The sequence below is a fragment of the Paenibacillus assamensis DSM 18201 genome (genome assembly GCF_000422445.1).
Lineage (GTDB): Bacteria > Bacillota > Bacilli > Paenibacillales > Paenibacillaceae > Paenibacillus_B > Paenibacillus_B assamensis.
The window spans coordinates 628,176-644,653 of the sequence record NZ_KE383837.1 but is presented as its reverse complement, the minus strand read 5'-3'; the positions used below and the strand labels follow the sequence as shown (position 1 = coordinate 644,653).

Below are 16,478 nucleotides of genomic sequence, written 5' to 3'. Positions count from 1 at the left end.
TATAGGTTTGAAAAAGGCCTTGTGCTGTGGAAAAAACAGACGAAAGGCGGGAATGTTTTTTATGAAACAGGATTGAAATATTATGCATAATGATGTATATTAATTCGTATTCATATTTGCAATCACTACCATCCAGAGGTGAAGGTAAGATGACCACGACGCTTGTTTGCCGCTCGGCGACAGAGAGCGATGTAGAGGCGCTTTATCAATTAATACAAGGTTATGCGGTTCAAGCTATTATGTTACCGCGTACACGTGAAATACTAGCAACTTTAATCCCAGACTTCGTTGTTGTTGAAGCGGAAGGAGAGCTGGTCGGGTGCGGATCGTTATGTCAGCTAGGTCAAGATCTCGTTGAAGTTCGATCGTTAGGGATATCTCCGGGCTATCAAGGAAAAGGGATTGGCAGTATGATCATGGACTCCTTACTGCAGATGGCTAAGGAAAGAGGACTGACTAAGGTAATGGCATTAACCTATGAAGTTCGTTTTTTCGAGAAGAATGGTTTTACGGTTGTAGAGAAAGAGATTTTTCCTGAAAAAGTATGGAAGGATTGTATCCATTGCAGCAAACAACATTGCTGTGATGAAATAGCAGTGCTTAAAGTACTGAACTGACTTGACAATCGTCTTGTCCGTTTGGTATTTTTGTTATATCGGTTAGCACTCGACGCCGATGAGTGCTAACGAAGAGGAAGTTCGGAATGGCAGTAAGCTGCCTATACTTATATTTGGAGGGATGCGTATGTTGACGGAACGCCAGCGACTTATATTAACAGCGATAGTAGATGACTACATTAGCTCGGCAGAGCCAGTCGGTTCACGCAGCATTTCGAAGCGTGGCGACGTTGGATATAGCCCGGCGACGATACGGAACGAGATGGCGGATCTTGAGGAGCTTGGTTTTCTTGAGCAGCCTCATACGTCAGCAGGGCGCATCCCTTCACACAAGGGATATCGTTATTATGTCGATCATCTTGTTCGTTTGGATGATTTATCCAAGGAAGAAGTACATCGATTGAAATCGATGTTCGCGGAAAAAATAACAGCGATGGAACAAGTTGTTCAACATACAGCTTCTACACTAGCCCAGTTAACGAATTATACGTCGATCGCACTTGGGCCGGGTATGTTCGATACGACCTTAAGACATTTTCAACTGTTGCCGCTGAATGAAGATACGGCGGTTGCGATCATTGTGACGAATACAGGACATGTTGAAAATAAGACAGTGGCGATTCCACCAGGCATCTCAACCTCAGAGTTAGACAAGGTTGTGAATTTGCTGAATACGAAGTTGGCGGGTGTTCCACTCATCAAGTTGAGATCTCAGCTGTACAAAGAAATTGGCGATGAGATGAATAAATACGTATCTCATGCCCAAGAGATGATTTCACTGGTTGAGACTGTTCTTAGCGGTGATGAGGCTCATCGGGAAGTGTACTTGAGTGGAACGACGAATATGCTGAACCAGCCAGAGTTCAAAGACGTCGATCGGATTAAGACAATCTGGGAGCTGCTTGAGGAAACGCCTGCTCTGATTAAAGTAATCGGGGCACCGGGCGGAGAGGAGCAAGGAACGGGTATCCAAGTGAGGATTGGTCAGGAAAACACACATGCCGCAATTTCGAATTGCAGTTTAATTACAGCAACGTATTCTGTTCATGGACAAAATCTTGGGACGATCGGGCTTCTTGGTCCAACTCGTATGGAATATGCCAAGGTCATTAATTTGATGCAGCAGGTATCTCAGCAGCTAGCTGTATTTATGGAACGATATCATAAGTAAGTTTGAAGAATCGTCAAGAATCAGAAAGGAGGAGTTCGATGGCGCAGCATCCATCTTCAAGGCAGGACAGTGATGAGCGTTATGCGACGCTCCTCAACAATGCTCAAGCGGTTCGCACCTTGTGCTCAGCCGTAGAAGGCACATTAGGTCCGAAAGGGCTGGACGTTATGTTGGTCGGAGCGCAGGGGGATATCATATTAACGAATGATGGTGTCACTATCCTTGATCGAATGGATGTGACGCATCCTGTTGCCAAACTTGTTATTCAGGTTGCACGAGCTCAACAGCAGGAAGTTGGAGACGGGACGACGACAGCGACGGTGCTTGCGGGAGCGTTAGTGGAAGCGGGTGTGCAGCAAGTGATGCGAGGCGTTCCTGCGGCAAAAGTTGTGGCAGGCATTCTTCAGGGCGTTGCTTATGCTTCGCAACTGCTGGGTGAACGGTCTATAGTTTTACAAGGCTGGGACGACCCATTGCTGAGGCAGGCTGTTTATATAGCAGGGCGTGAACAAGAAGACATCGTGCAGCTTGTGCTGAACGCAGGCAGACAAGTAGGGTGGGAAACGCTAAAGAGCCGTTCCTTCCGCTTGGCAGATACGGTAGAAGCTCACGAGCTAGCTGACAACGAATGCTTTGAAGGTTTGTTATTGAAGCAGAAGCCGCTTCATTATGAATGGTTGTCTGAGCAATCTGATTGTCGAGTACTCGTCTTGCAGGACGGACTTGTGCCGGAGGAGCTTGATGAGCAGGTGCTCTCTACAGAAGCTGGCTTCCAGCAGTATATGCAGCTGCAGCGTGCTTTTATGCTACAGTTGGAGCAGTTGAAGCAGCTTGGTGTTGGCCTCATCGTCTTAGAGCGAAGCATTCACCCAGAGGCAGAGCAGTTCTGCTTCGACCATGAGATTATGGTCGTGCAGCGCGTAAGCCGCGAGCAGGTGAAGCGTGTGGCGCAGCTCACGGGAGCGAAGCCGCTCAAGCGGACGGCCTTAAGCAAGGCCGTCGACGAGCTCGAAGCGATGCTCGGGCGGACGCCAGCCGTTCGCTATGACGAACGGCTGGAGCGCGTGCGGCTGTATGCATCGCCACAGCCGTCACCGTCTGCATCGTCACCTGCGGCAGGAGCCGCGAAGCAGGTGACGATGCTCGTCGGTGCGAGCACGCGCGAGATTGTCGGCGAGCGGGCACGCATCGCCGCCGACGCAGCCTCCGCGCTGCAGGCCGCCATTCAAGGCGGCGTCCTGCCGGGCGGAGGCACCGCCGAATTGGCGGTGTCCTACGCGCTGGAGCGCTATCGCGAGACGGTGCGCGGCATGGAGGCGTTCGGCATTGCCGCAGTCGCTGAAGCGCTGCGCAAGCCGATGGCGCAAGTGGTGCTTAATGCCGGCTACAATCCGCTGGAGAAGCTCGAGGAAGCGCGCGCAGCGCAGACCGCCGCAGGCAATGATGCCATTGGCATCGACTGCGATACAGGCGCCCTGCTGCCTGTCATGGAAGCAGGCATCGTTGATCCAGCGCGCGTGAAGCTGCATGCATTGCGTGCGGCGGGTGAAGTAGCCGCAGCAGTCCTTCGCATTCATACGGTAATCAAAATGCGCGATAGCACTTCAAGCAGAGAGCAATGAGGGCATTTCATCAATGAGTCCATATAATCATCAATAAGATGAATGAGATCAATGACGCAAGTCATCTTGATAGAGAAGTTAAGTTTACTACATAGGGGAGGTGAAGGAGTTGAAACAAGAACAAGATGCGAACCTGCAAGAGCAGGAGGCAACTGCTTTCGAGCAAGAGCAAACAGAAGCTGCTGCTGAGGTTGGTGGCGAGGAGTCAAACGACCTTCAAGCAGCATTGGAGCAAGCGAAAGCAGAAGCGGAAGAGAACTATCAACGTATGCTGCGCGTACAAGCAGATTACGATAACTTCCGTCGCCGCACGCTGAAAGAGAAGGAAGACTTGGCGAAATACGCATCTTCCAAGCTCGTTACGGACCTCGTTCCGATATTGGATAACTTTGAGCGCGCACTTTCCACGAATCCATCTAACGATAGCGATTCGTTCTCGAAAGGTGTCGATATGATATTCCGCCAGTTCCAGCAAGTGTTGGAGCAAGAGGGTGTAACTGCGATTAAAGCGGTAGGCGAGCCGTTCAATCCGGAGTACCATCAAGCGATTATGCAAGTGGAGTCCGATGAGCATGAAGAAGGCATCGTCGTAGAAGAGCTGCAAAAAGGATACATGCTGAAAGATCGCGTTGTGCGTCCAGCAATGGTCAAAGTAAGCTCCTAGTTCCGTAGATCAAAGCAAATTCAATTTTTAATAGTAACTATAAAACATTCTACGCAGCGGCAATAACCACTATTTGCGAAGCTGCATAACGTTAAGGAGGTCACTTTTCATGAGTAAAGTAATCGGTATTGACTTGGGAACAACAAACTCTTGTGTGGCAGTAATGGAAGGCGGCGAGGCTGTCGTAATTCCAAATCCAGAGGGTGCACGTACAACTCCATCCGTTGTAGGTTTCAAAAAAGACGGTGAGCGTGTTGTTGGTGAAACAGCAAAGCGTCAAGCGATCACAAATCCAGATCGTACAGTAATGTCTATTAAGCGTCATATGGGTACAAACTTCCCAACGAAAATTGACGACAAGAGCTATTCTCCACAAGAAGTATCTGCAATGATTCTTCAAAAGTTGAAAGCAGATGCAGAAGCTTACTTGGGTCAACCTGTAACACAAGCGGTTATTACCGTTCCAGCTTACTTCAATGACTCCCAACGTCAAGCGACGAAGGATGCAGGTAAAATTGCAGGTCTAGAAGTACTTCGTATCGTCAACGAGCCGACAGCGGCTGCATTGGCATACGGTGCAGATAAAGAAAACGATCAAACGATCCTAGTATATGACTTGGGCGGCGGTACATTCGACGTATCCATTCTTGAGCTTGGCGACGGCTTCTTCGAAGTTAAAGCAACTAGCGGCGACAACAGCTTGGGCGGCGACGACTTCGACCAAGTTATCATCGACCATTTGGTTGCAGAATTCAAGAAAGAGAACGGCATTGACCTAGGTAAGGACAAAGCAGCTGTTCAACGTCTTAAAGATGCTGCTGAGAAAGCGAAAAAAGAATTGTCTGGTGTGATGACAACAACAATCAGCTTGCCGTTCATTACGGTTGTTGATGGCGTTCCACAACACTTGGAGCTTAACTTGACTCGTGCGAAGTTCGAAGAGTTGTCTGCGAACTTGGTAGAGCGTACGCTTGCTCCTACACGCCAAGCAATGCAAGACGCTGGCTTGACACCAGCTGACATCCACAAGATCGTTCTTGTTGGTGGTTCTACTCGTATTCCAGCTGTTCAAGAAGCAATCAAAAAGTTGACAGGTAAAGAGCCATACAAAGGCGTTAACCCAGACGAAGTTGTTGCACTTGGTGCAGCTGTTCAAGCAGGTGTCTTGACTGGTGACGTGAAAGACGTTGTATTGCTAGACGTAACTCCATTGTCTCTAGGTATCGAGACAGCTGGCGGCGTATTTACGAAAATGATCGAGCGCAATACAACAATTCCTACGCAAAAGGCTCAAGTATACTCTACGTATGCTGACAACCAAACAAGCGTAGAAATCCACGTGCTTCAAGGTGAGCGCTCTATGGCAGCTGACAACAAAACACTTGGACGCTTTATCTTGTCTGACATTCCACCAGCACCACGTGGCGTTCCACAAATCGAAGTTACATTCGATATCGATGCGAACGGTATCGTTAAAGTATCTGCACAAGATAAAGGTACTGGCAAAATTCAAAACATCACGATCACATCTTCCAGCGGTTTGTCTGATGATGAAATCGACCGCATGATGAAAGAAGCAGAGCTTCATGCGGAAGAAGACAAGAAGCGTAAAGAGATGGTTGAAGTAAGAAACAACGCTGACCAACTCGTTTACACAACAGAGAAAACAATTAAAGATCTTGGCGACAAAGCAGACCAAGCTGACGTTGACAAGGCAAACGAAGCTAAAGAAAAAGTGAAAAAAGCGCTAGAAGGCGACAACCTGGATGAGATCAAAGCAGCGACAGAAGAACTTACTGAAGTAGTTCAACAGTTGTCTGTGAAGCTTTACGAGCAAGCTCAAGCAGCTCAACAGGGTGCTGAAGGTCAAGGCGCTCAAGATAGCGGTGCGGCACAAAGAGACAACGTCGTAGATGCGGATTATGAAGTTGTTGACGAAGACAAGAAGTAATCGTCTTCGCTAGGAAGTCAAAGCTGAGCTGTGCTCGGCTTTGACTTTCCTTTTGTCAGCGGTGCTAGACTTGAATGGGAGAGCCATCGCTGATAAGATTAAAATTTGTAAGGTAATGGGGGTGGAACAGTGGCAGATAAACGCGATTATTATGAGGTGCTTGGAGTCAATAAAGGCTCTGGCGATGATGAGATCAAGAAAGCATACCGCAAATTGGCTCGTCAGTATCATCCTGACGTGAACAAGGCTGCAGATGCTGAAGATAAGTTCAAAGAAGTAAAAGAAGCTTATGACGTGTTGAGCGATACGCAGAAACGTGCAATGTACGATCAGTATGGTCACGTCGATCCGAACCAAGGTATGGGCGGCGGAGGTTTCTCTGGCGACTTTGGTGGCTTTGGCGATATTTTCGACATGTTCTTTGGTGGCGGAGGCGGCAATCGTCGTGATCCGAACGCACCGCAGCGCGGGGGCGATCTTCAATATACGATGCAAGTGGAATTCAAAGAAGCGGCATTCGGCGTAGAGAAGGAAATCACGATTCCGCGTACGGAGCAGTGTGATCCGTGCTTCGGTACAGGCGCTAAGCCAGGTACAAAGCCAGAAAAATGTTCTACATGTAGTGGAACAGGTCAACAGGAAGTTGTACAGAACACACCGTTCGGCCGTATGGTAAACCGTCGTGCTTGCTCAACTTGCCAAGGAAAAGGCAAAGTGATCAAAGAGAAGTGCGGCAGCTGTCATGGTAGCGGAACCGTGAAGAAGCAGCGTAAGATCAACGTCCGCATTCCAGCGGGTGCTTATGACGGCGCACAGCTTCGCATGACAGGCGAAGGTGAGAGTGGACTGCGCGGCGGACCGGCAGGCGACTTGTATATCGTCATTCGCGTGAAGCAGCATGAATTCTTCCAACGTGAAGATGATGACATTTACTGCGAAGTACCATTGACGTTCGCGCAAGCGGCGTTAGGTGACGAGATTGAGATTCCGACGCTTCATGATAAAGTGAAGCTGAAGATTCCAGCGGGTACGCAAACTGGTACGTATTTCCGTCTGCGTGGCAAAGGTGTTCCTCATCTGCGCGGTAACGGCAACGGTGACCAGCACGTAAAAGTTATCGTAGTGACACCTACAAAGATGAATGACGAGCAGAAAGACCTGCTTCGTCAGCTCGCTTCTATTAGCGGTGAACATCCAAAAGGCAGTCATGAAGAGACATTTTTTGACCGTATGAAGCGTGCATTCCGTGGTGAATAACCAATAATGCTTGTTATATAGGTTATGCAGATGTTTATGGAGTTAACTCATAAGAAAACATAGGCAAACGATACTGCAAACCTTAGCTGAGTGCTGCTCGGCTAAGGTTTGTTTTTATAGGCTATGCTTTGACTTTTAAACGATAGAAACAAACAAATGCAAATAGCAGTGCTGTTATAGGGATGCCCGCGAGCATAAGACGTATACCCAATATCGCTAACTCAGGCTGCTGTGCAGCGTCTCGAACGTATCCGGTCTTTTCAAGGAGGAAGCTCATAATTAGCGCTTGAAGAGAAACACCCCAACGAATAATGAACCCATTCATACCAAAGTACATTCCTTCTCGTCTAGCCCCGCTTACTGCTTCATCCTGATCAATGACTTCCGCAAGCAGAATTTCCAACAACACCATCAATCCAGCTAGGCTAAATCCGATAAATAAACTGGTCACATAAGTAGCTGCGCTTGTTGAAATAAAGAGTAGTGGTAGTAAAGAAAGCATATACAGTACAATCGCTGCTAAAATGACTCGTTTAGGACCATATCTTGTTGTCCAACTCGCCCATACGTAAACGCTCGGAATAGCCGTTAGGAACACGATGCCTAACATATACGTATTTGCTAGCTCAGGGGCGTTCAACACATATTTGCTGAAAAAAGGGATAGCGGCAGGTACAAGCGCGAACGTAAATTGGATAAGAAATCCGCCAGTGACGTATATAACAAACATGCGATTGCGCAGCGTAAGGCGAAGGGACTTGACTAGATGGATTGGTGTGGTTGCGTTTACATTTGATCGTTCTTTGGCGCCAGCAGCAGTAACGAGAAGAAAGACGACTGAACAAAGGCCGAATACTAAGCCCATAGACTCCCACCCGTACTCAGTATAAATAAGTGGAGGGAGCGCCACGCCGACAAGCATGCCGACAATGCCGAACATTTGCTTCCAAGATGCTGCCGCCGCTCGTTCGCGTATCGTAATAAACATCTCAGGAAACAGAGCAGAATAGTTCAAAATAACAAGTACGTATAAAATATCAAATAAAATGACGACTCCGAAAAAATAATAGATGATGCTTTCCTGTGGCGCTAGGGGAAACCATACAAGGGTGAACACAGCAGCTAATGGAATGGAGCCAAATGCAATGTAAGGGATGCGTCTTCCCCAACGCGTTCGATATCGATCTGAGACATATCCGAACAAAGGATTAAGAACAGCACCGATAATCCCATGCACGACCATAACAATGCCGACATGGGAAGGTCGTGCACCTAAAATGTCTACATAGTAATACACGATATAGGCAGCAAACATTTGCGCCATCACATTAGCTGAAAAGTTGCCGGAAGCATAGAAAATCGTTCGTTTCCTTGGCAGCGACTGTGACTGTTCACCCATTGTCAATCTCCTCCTCCATCGATTTTATGGAATAGAGCGGCGTTGAGCATCACGAACTTCGGACCATTTTATAAGCTTAATCCCTTCTTCTTGAATGACTTGCTGTACGTCAGGATCACGGAATAGCTCGAACTCCATGCCGCGTCTCTCCCAATGTGGGGTAATCGATTTGAGCTCATCGGTGACGATAGCAGGATGAAGAATGATCTCGGTTAAGCCAGCAGTTATGCTGCGCAGCAGGGCAATCATCTGTGCTTTGACTCCTTCATACGTATCTCCAGGTTGGCCTGAATAAGGAAGCCCTACGAGGTCATCAAGAATATAAACACCCTTAGATAACCCGAGTTCAGCACGCTGCTGAGCCAAGGGTTGTAAAATAGCAGGGATCGATGTTCCATGCTGAGGCATGCGGAAAGGCAACTGATATTGCGTACATACGTCGAATACGATATCCAGGAAATCATGGCCTGCTGCCAGCCCATAGACGCTGCCCATATGGTTATCCAGATGGGAAGGTACAAGACCTGCACGCACGGCCATTTCAATTTGACTGGTCATTTCAGCACGCAGCTCTTCGGGATTCGCATGTTCTTCTACAGCTAAGCAATGTTCAGGAAAATGTCCAAGCTCATCTACTAATGACAAGGTGGAGCTGGTTCGGTTCACAGGTCCCCATTTATAAGAATCCCATTCACTCGTAAAGGTAAGATGCACACCTACATCATAGCTCGGATGACTTGCAGCCCAGTTCACCGCATCTTTGGACCATGGACATGGCATCATCACTGTAGCAGAGCTTATCACTTGCTCCGTTAATAGCTGTTTTATGGCTGCGTTAACAGAATGACACATGCCGAAATCATCAGCATTTATAATCAGTAATCTGTCATGTGGGGAATATCCTAATCGTTCAGCACCATTCATGATGCAACCTCCTTTTATGGTTGAGTAGCTGATATTGTTATCGCTTACTTCATCGTTACTTTAACATATTCAACTTATGAGTAAATTGAACGTAGAACGCACGAAGCAAACGCATATGTTTCAAACAAACAGCATTTAAATCGTCCTTTAGATTTTGCATAAATAACATCGATGATATTCAATTAAGATATGCGCTGTTTTATACTTAGAGAATGGCATAGAAAATGACATGGACCAGCGCTGCTGGACTAATGTTTATCAATGGAGGGGTTAAATGAGTGATATTGCACAAACGCCACAGCCGCCATACTATGCGGTCATTTTTACTTCTGAACGGACAGAAGGAGGTCACGGATATGTCGAAATGGCAGATGAAATGGTAGAGCTTGCATCCCTTCAATCTGGATTTTTAGGTGTGGAGAGCGCCCGTGAAGGTGTAGGCATCACCGTGTCATATTGGGACTCTCTAGAAGCGATACATAAGTGGAAACAAAACGAGAGACATGTCGTTGCACAACGTAAAGGTATGTCTGAATGGTATAGTAAATATAAAACGAGAATTTGCAAAGTCGAGCGAGATTATGGATATGAAGCAGCACATGAATGAATGGGAGTAGCAAAAGAGGGGCCTTCTGTTCGAAGTGCCCCTCTAGCTGTATTAAGATTGATTAGCACGCAGTAATTTCTCAAGCTGCTTGCGTTTCTGTTTCTCAATTAAACGTCGTTCCCGATCTTCTGCTTTGAGCGCTCGATTCAAGGACATGACCATGCCAAGCAAGACAAACGTAAATGGTAATGCGGTCATGATCGATGCACTTTGCAAGGAATTTAAGCCTCCACTCATAAGAAGAACAGCAGCAATTAAAGCGGTAAATACGCCCCAAGCAAACTTCACCTTTCTACTTGGGTTAGGATTGCCGTCTGTAGACATCATCCCTAGAACAAATGTTGCTGAGTCCGCAGATGTGATGAAGAAGGTTACGATTAGAATAATAGCCAACACGGCGAGTATAAGGCCGCCAGGTAAGCTTTCTAACGTTATGAATAGAGCAGATGTCAAATCAGCCTTCACTGCCTCAACGATCGGCTTGCCTTGGAACATATCAAGATGCAGAGCTGTCGAACCAAATGTAGCAAACCAGATAAAGCTGAATCCACTTGGCAGCAGCAAGGTACCTAGTACGAATTCTTTAATCGTGCGTCCTTTTGATACTCGTGCAATAAATGAACCGACAAATGGAGCCCAAGCGATCCACCAAGCCCAATAAAATAAAGTCCAATTCGCTACCCATGAATCTTCGGTAAACGGAGTTAATCGCAAACTCATTTGGATAATATTTTGGAAGTAGCTTCCTAATGTTGTTGTGAACGTTTCGAAAATAAATGATGTTGGCCCGATTAACAAGATGATGAGCAGCAAACCGATTGCAATAACCAAGTTCGTATTGCTCAATAATTTCATACCTTTATCCAATCCAGACAAGGTAGAGGCCAAGAACATGATGGATACGATGACGATAATAATAATCTGCATCGTTGTCGTATTAGGTATGCCGAATACATGAGACAAACCACCATTGATTTGCAGTGCTCCAAGACCGAGTGAAGTAGCGACACCAAAAGCAGTTGCGATAACAGCTAAAATATCAATTGTTTTTCCAATCGGACCGTTTACTTTATCGCCTAGCAGTGGGTGGAATGTCCAACTAATAAGCCCTTTGTAGCCTTTGCGGAACATAAAATAGGCAAGTCCCAATGAGACAAGTGTATATATTCCCCAAGGATGAAGCCCCCAATGGAAGAAGGAGTAGCGCAAAGCGGTACGAGCAGCTTCTACAGTCATGGGATCGCCTTCTGGTGGTACCATGTAATGGCTGATCGGTTCAGCAACTCCCCAAAATACGAGACCAATCCCCATGCCGGCACTAAATAGCATAGCGAACCAGGACATATTCGAATACTCAGGTTCATCATCTTCATCACCAAGCGTAATATTGGCGTACTTACTGAAGGCCAGATATAGCGTGTAAAGGAGGATAATCAACGCAGCGATTAAATAAAACCAGCCAAACTTATTCGTGGCGAACGATAGGGCTTCATTAGTAAAGGCACCTAAATGTTCAGGGGCGACCAATCCCCATAATACAAAAATCATAATGATAATAAGAGAAATAAGAAATACCATCGATTCACTCCTGTTCTGATCTCAGGATTTTGGAAAATTCCACTTCTGACACAGCATTTTTCAACATATACACGAATATCGTCTCTTTTGAGCGGCTATCTGCCGGTAATGATCGACTGTGTGGAATTTTGCAAAATCCTAAATATGATAAGTACGACATATTAATTACCCATTTTGTGTAGAGGTGAAACAAGTTTGTTTCATAAAAAGAAAATTTATTTCCGCGGCACTATGTAGCTAGCATCTGAGCATCTGAATCATCGAACATGTTGATCAGAACCTGTATTTGTGAACGCGATCATTCGCCGCTTTTTCTTTTAACATGTACGATTTCCTCATCTTCCATCCATTGAGTTTTTCATTAAGGGGGTGATTGAGCAAATACGAACAGGCGCTTAATTATGTAAGCACTATGAATGCATGAACATAACAAAGGAGGTATGGTTTAATGAATGTTTGGTTGGAAAAAGTTTGTTGTAAGGCTGCTGTTATCGTATGGATTACTGCGCTTATCAGTACACTTTTCCCCTTAACTGTCGCTAATGGAGCTCCTGGAAGTAGCACTTATGCACAAGCTTCTGCTATCGCATCACTTCCTGCCACCAACAAGCTGATCGTCGGCTATTGGCACAATTTCGATAACGGGTCGGGCTACGTTAGGTTGAAAGATGTCTCCCCCAAATTTGATGTAATTAATGTTGCATTTGCTGAACCGACAAACGGGCCACGAGGCGGAACGATTGGATTTACCCCGTATCAAATTACTCCAGCAGAGCTTAAAGCGGACGTTCAATATTTGCAAAGTCTAGGGAAAAAAGTTATCATCTCCATCGGTGGTGCAAACGGACAAGTCCAGTTGGAAACGGCACAAGCGCGTGACCAATTCGTTAGCTCCATGAAATCGATTATTACGACCTATGGCTTTGATGGCTTGGATATAGATTTTGAAGGACATTCCCTCTACTTAAATAATGGTGATTCAGACTTCCGCAACCCAACTACTCCTGTTATAACCAATCTCATCTCAGCAATAAGAGAACTCCATACTCACTTCGGCAATTCCTTTATGATTACGATGGCTCCAGAAACTTTCTTTGTACAGGTTGGCTACAGCTTCTATGGCGGCACAGGCACTGGTGCTGATCCCCGCGCAGGGGCTTATTTGCCAGTCATTCATGCGGTACGTGATATTCTCGATTGGCTGCAAGTACAGCACTATAATTCAGGGCCGATTACAGCGCTCGACGGTACGTACTATACGATGGGAAATGCGGACTTTCATGTCGCGATGGCGGATATGGTGCTCACGGGTTTTCCAGTGGCGAGAAACAATGAGCGATTTTTTGCTCCGCTGCGGCCTGATCAGGTCGTGATCGGTTTACCTGCGAATGTGAATGCTGGAGGTGGCTTTACAACCGTAGCAGAGGTGCATAAAGCATTGGATTATTTATATAAAGGGCAAACGTTTGGCGGTCGATACGTACTGCGAAATCCTGCTGGATATGCCAATATGCGCGGGTTGATGACATGGTCGATCAATTGGGATCGCTACAATAACTTTGAATTTTCAACGAGGCATCGTGCTTATCTTGATTCGTTGAATGTGGTGCCTGATACACAAGCGCCGTCTGTTCCAGATCAAGTACGAACAACAACCATAGGTACGACGAGTGTGGGTTTAGCATGGCAAGCATCTACAGATAATGTAGCCGTAACGGAGTACGATATCTTTGAAGGAGTGAATAAAGTGGGCAGCACGGCAGGTACATCGTTTACCGTGCAAGGGCTTACTCCTGATACAACGTATTCGTTTACGGTTAAAGCAAAAGACCGTGCGGGTAATCTATCTGGGGCCAGCACGGTAGTAACGGTCAAGACAGGGGCAATTGTGCCAGATCCAACACCACCAACCCCTCCGACGAATGTTGTCGTCAGCAGCACTACTGCATCTTCTATTGCTCTTACATGGACGCCTTCAACAGATAATATAGGTGTCACCGGCTACACCGTTAACTATGGCACTTCGCAAGTGAATGTTGCAGCGGCCAATGCAACGATTACCGGATTAGTAGCCAAAACCACGTATACCTTTACAATCGTGGCTAAGGATGCAGCGGGCAATCAATCGACAGGTACGACGATACAAGCCACAACGAGCCAAGCACCGAGTGCGAGTGATTGGAAGGCAGGTGTCAGCTACAAAGTAAACGACGAGGTGACCTATGCTGGAAAGGTGTATGTATGCCGTCAACCTCACACATCGCTGTTAGGGTGGGAGCCTCCGAATGTACCTGCACTTTGGAAATTGAAATAGAAAGCGCCGTTGGACTAATCTTAATGGAGGATCAAGGATAGTTAAAGCAAGGATAAATAATAGCTCCTTCAGTCATGTTAATGAATGACGTCCATGCCCTAGTTCATTAGAGGTGTAGATAATCGTTCTATAAGTGACGGGAGGGATTACGATGACCCAGCATGATGAAAATAAGCAATTGAGCCTTTATGGTCAAGGAGCACAAAGCAGCAAGCTGCCAGTAGCTAAAGCCGAGGATGTTGAGTTCTCTGAAGAATTAGCAGATGAAGCGGATCGCATCGCAGCAGAACGTGCACGTCAAGCTGATGCGCGTGCAGAACAGTAGTAGGGACTAGGGCCTGAACTCCTATTTTCACATCAGAAAACATTTTAAGATACGAGTTAAGTAACAATTCGTTAAACCAAACAGGTTGAACCCCTTCCGAACAGATGTTAATGGCTTTGCTGCTATTGGCCTGTCATTGTAAGGGGTTCTATTTTTGTGTACAATAGTAAGGATGTAGACCTATTTCTGCATGCAATATGAGAGTTTAAGGGAGGCACCAATACGTGTATTGGCATGAATTAACGATACATACAACAGAAGAGTCGCAGGAGATGATCTCCAACTTCTTGCATGAAGCAGGAGCGGGCGGCGTCGCAATTGAAGAATCCGGTACTTTGAATAAACAACGTGATACGAGCTACGGACAATGGTACGAGCACGATTTGAACGATATTCCTGAAGGTCAAGCTGTTATTCAAGGCTATTTTGCAGATGGTACTGATTTGCAAGCTGTTGAAGCAGAAGTGAAGTCGCGCATCGATGAATTGAGCGGCTTTAACATTGATACAGGTGATGTGAAGATGAGCTGGCGTCGTGTTCATGAGGATGATTGGGCAAATGCATGGAAGCAATATTTCAAGCCTATTCGTGTGTCGGAACGTTTAACGATTAAGCCGACATGGGAAGATTACAAGCCTGAATCAGAGAACGAGCAAATTATTGAGCTTGATCCAGGTATGGCATTCGGAACAGGAACGCATCCGACGACTTCTCTATGCTTGCGTACGCTGGAAACCGTTATTACAGGCGGGGAAGAAGTTATCGATGTAGGGACAGGTTCTGGTATTTTGGCGATCGGTGCGTTGAAGCTTGGAGCTCGTCACGTACTTGCTATCGACCTTGATCCAGTAGCGGTAGCGAGTGCGGCGGAAAATGTTAGTTTGAATGGATTGTCCGATCAAGTTACGGTACGTGAAGGCGATCTATTGAAGATCATCGATACGCAAAGTGGTGACAAGAACACTGGATTAGGTGTAACGTTGCCTGTTCCTGTTGTAGTTGCTAACATTTTGGCAGAAATAATTGTTCTGTTTATCGATGACGTGTATAAAGCCCTTCAACCGAACGGTATTTATATCGCTTCTGGTATTTATAAGAACAAAGAAGATCTTGTTGAGCAGGAGCTTATCAAGGGTGGCTTCGTGATCGAAGCGAAGCATCGTGATGAGGACTGGATCGCAATGGTTGCTCGCAAAGTTTAGGTTAACGTCATTCCAATTTCAATGGATATCATGATCAAGATGTCATGATGTCTGAACAAGAAAGGCGTGGGAGAGTATGGATTGGAGTAGCTTTTTTCGTGTGCCACTTGATCACCTGCCGTTCGTAGTATTAGTCTTATTAATCGCGTTTGCGGTGCATGAGTTTGCACATGCGTATGCTGCATACAAGTTCGGTGATCCAACGGCTAAAATGCTTGGTCGCGTGACGTTAAATCCGGCCAAGCATATCGATATTTTAGGCTTGCTGCTATTCGTCATTGTCGGGTTCGGATGGGCGAAGCCTGTACCTGTTAATCGTGCGAATTTTGAGAAGCCACGTATGATGAGTATTATCGTGACAGCAGTAGGCCCCTTAAGCAATCTGCTGCTTGCATTTTTCGGTATGCTTATTTATTACTTGCTTATTTTTAATCTTGGGCTTGATTTAGGAACGGGCAATCCACGAGTTGGAGAAGCGCTATCTATCTTCTTCGGGTACTTCTTACAATTTAATATTGTTATGTTCGTCTTTAACTTGATACCGCTGCCGCCGCTTGATGGCTATCGCATTGTAGAGGAGCTTGCTCCCCTGCCTGTCCGTCGCAAGTTGGCGCAGTTTGAACAATGGTCGGTCTTTATCTTTTTGTTAATCGTGTTTATACCGCCGTTACGAGCAGTAACGATTGAGCCATTGTTTAGTCTTGTGCAACCAATGATGACAGGCATTATGGAATTTTGGCTCCGCTTCTTCGTGTGACCTTAATCTAGTAGGTAACAACGCGGTTGAATGGTGCGGTTTCCTTGATTCATCTTGTGCTAGTCAAGCGGATCGGTAGCGTTTGAGTGA

Annotated in this window: 14 protein-coding genes; 11 read left to right on the top strand and 3 right to left on the bottom strand. The window is 46.3% G+C overall.

The genetic code is table 11. The features are described 5' to 3' along the window. Positions 1-149: 149 nt before the first annotated feature. The 6 genes from H580_RS0117275 (at position 150) to dnaJ (ending at position 7,282) form a co-directional block, all read left to right on the top strand. Positions 150-617 (top strand): N-acetyltransferase, encoded by a 468-nt coding sequence (locus H580_RS0117275; protein ID WP_028595895.1) that lies wholly within the window; start codon positions 150-152, stop codon positions 615-617. 127 nt (positions 618-744) lie between these two features. Beyond that, positions 745-1,788, top strand: coding sequence for a heat-inducible transcriptional repressor HrcA (hrcA, locus tag H580_RS0117270; RefSeq protein ID WP_028595894.1), 1,044 nt, complete (start codon positions 745-747; stop codon positions 1,786-1,788). A 38-nt stretch (positions 1,789-1,826) separates the two neighbouring features. Beyond that, the gene (locus H580_RS0117265; RefSeq protein ID WP_028595893.1) at positions 1,827-3,410 is read left to right on the top strand and encodes a TCP-1/cpn60 chaperonin family protein; all 1,584 of its coding nucleotides are present in this window, start codon (positions 1,827-1,829) and stop codon (positions 3,408-3,410) included. A gap of 109 nt (positions 3,411-3,519) precedes the next feature. Further along, positions 3,520-4,074, top strand: a complete 555-nt coding sequence (gene grpE, locus H580_RS0117260) for a nucleotide exchange factor GrpE (RefSeq protein WP_157282964.1) — start codon at positions 3,520-3,522, stop codon at positions 4,072-4,074. 109 nt (positions 4,075-4,183) lie between these two features. Further along, positions 4,184-6,025 (top strand): molecular chaperone DnaK, encoded by a 1,842-nt coding sequence (gene dnaK, locus H580_RS0117255; protein ID WP_028595891.1) that lies wholly within the window; start codon positions 4,184-4,186, stop codon positions 6,023-6,025. A gap of 129 nt (positions 6,026-6,154) precedes the next feature. Continuing rightward, positions 6,155-7,282: a molecular chaperone DnaJ gene (dnaJ, locus tag H580_RS0117250; RefSeq protein ID WP_028595890.1), complete on the top strand. Its 1,128-nt coding sequence runs from the start codon at positions 6,155-6,157 to the stop codon at positions 7,280-7,282. 121 nt (positions 7,283-7,403) lie between these two features. Here the strand turns inward: dnaJ and H580_RS0117245 are convergent, their stop codons facing one another. Next, entirely contained in the window at positions 7,404-8,681 is a 1,278-nt protein-coding gene (locus H580_RS0117245; RefSeq protein WP_028595889.1) for an MFS transporter, read from the bottom strand. A gap of 24 nt (positions 8,682-8,705) precedes the next feature. Further along, positions 8,706-9,605 carry a polysaccharide deacetylase family protein gene (locus H580_RS0117240; RefSeq protein ID WP_028595888.1) on the bottom strand — a complete coding sequence of 300 codons (900 nt, stop codon included), beginning with the start codon at positions 9,603-9,605 and terminating at the stop codon, positions 8,706-8,708. 274 nt (positions 9,606-9,879) lie between these two features. Between H580_RS0117240 and H580_RS0117235 the strand changes: the two genes are divergently transcribed. After that, entirely contained in the window at positions 9,880-10,212 is a 333-nt protein-coding gene (locus H580_RS0117235) for an antibiotic biosynthesis monooxygenase family protein (RefSeq protein WP_028595887.1), read from the top strand. A gap of 51 nt (positions 10,213-10,263) precedes the next feature. Here H580_RS0117235 and H580_RS0117230 read toward each other — a convergent pair whose 3' ends face one another. Continuing rightward, a complete protein-coding gene (locus tag H580_RS0117230) occupies positions 10,264-11,790 on the bottom strand; it encodes a glycine betaine uptake BCCT transporter (protein ID WP_028595886.1) in 1,527 nt (508 codons plus the stop codon). A 448-nt stretch (positions 11,791-12,238) separates the two neighbouring features. Here H580_RS0117230 and H580_RS0117225 point away from each other — a divergent pair, with 448 nt between their 5' ends. The 4 genes from H580_RS0117225 (at position 12,239) to H580_RS0117210 (ending at position 16,388) form a co-directional block, all read left to right on the top strand. Further along, complete coding sequence (locus tag H580_RS0117225; RefSeq protein ID WP_028595885.1) at positions 12,239-14,104, top strand: fibronectin type III domain-containing protein; 1,866 nt, start codon at positions 12,239-12,241, stop codon at positions 14,102-14,104. 151 nt (positions 14,105-14,255) lie between these two features. Beyond that, a complete protein-coding gene (locus H580_RS26260; RefSeq protein WP_157282961.1) occupies positions 14,256-14,429 on the top strand; it encodes a YfhD family protein in 174 nt (57 codons plus the stop codon). A 224-nt stretch (positions 14,430-14,653) separates the two neighbouring features. Further along, a complete protein-coding gene (gene prmA, locus H580_RS0117215; protein ID WP_028595884.1) occupies positions 14,654-15,631 on the top strand; it encodes a 50S ribosomal protein L11 methyltransferase in 978 nt (325 codons plus the stop codon). A gap of 76 nt (positions 15,632-15,707) precedes the next feature. Next, a complete protein-coding gene (locus tag H580_RS0117210; RefSeq protein WP_028595883.1) occupies positions 15,708-16,388 on the top strand; it encodes a site-2 protease family protein in 681 nt (226 codons plus the stop codon). The last annotated feature ends 90 nt before the right edge of the window (positions 16,389-16,478 follow it).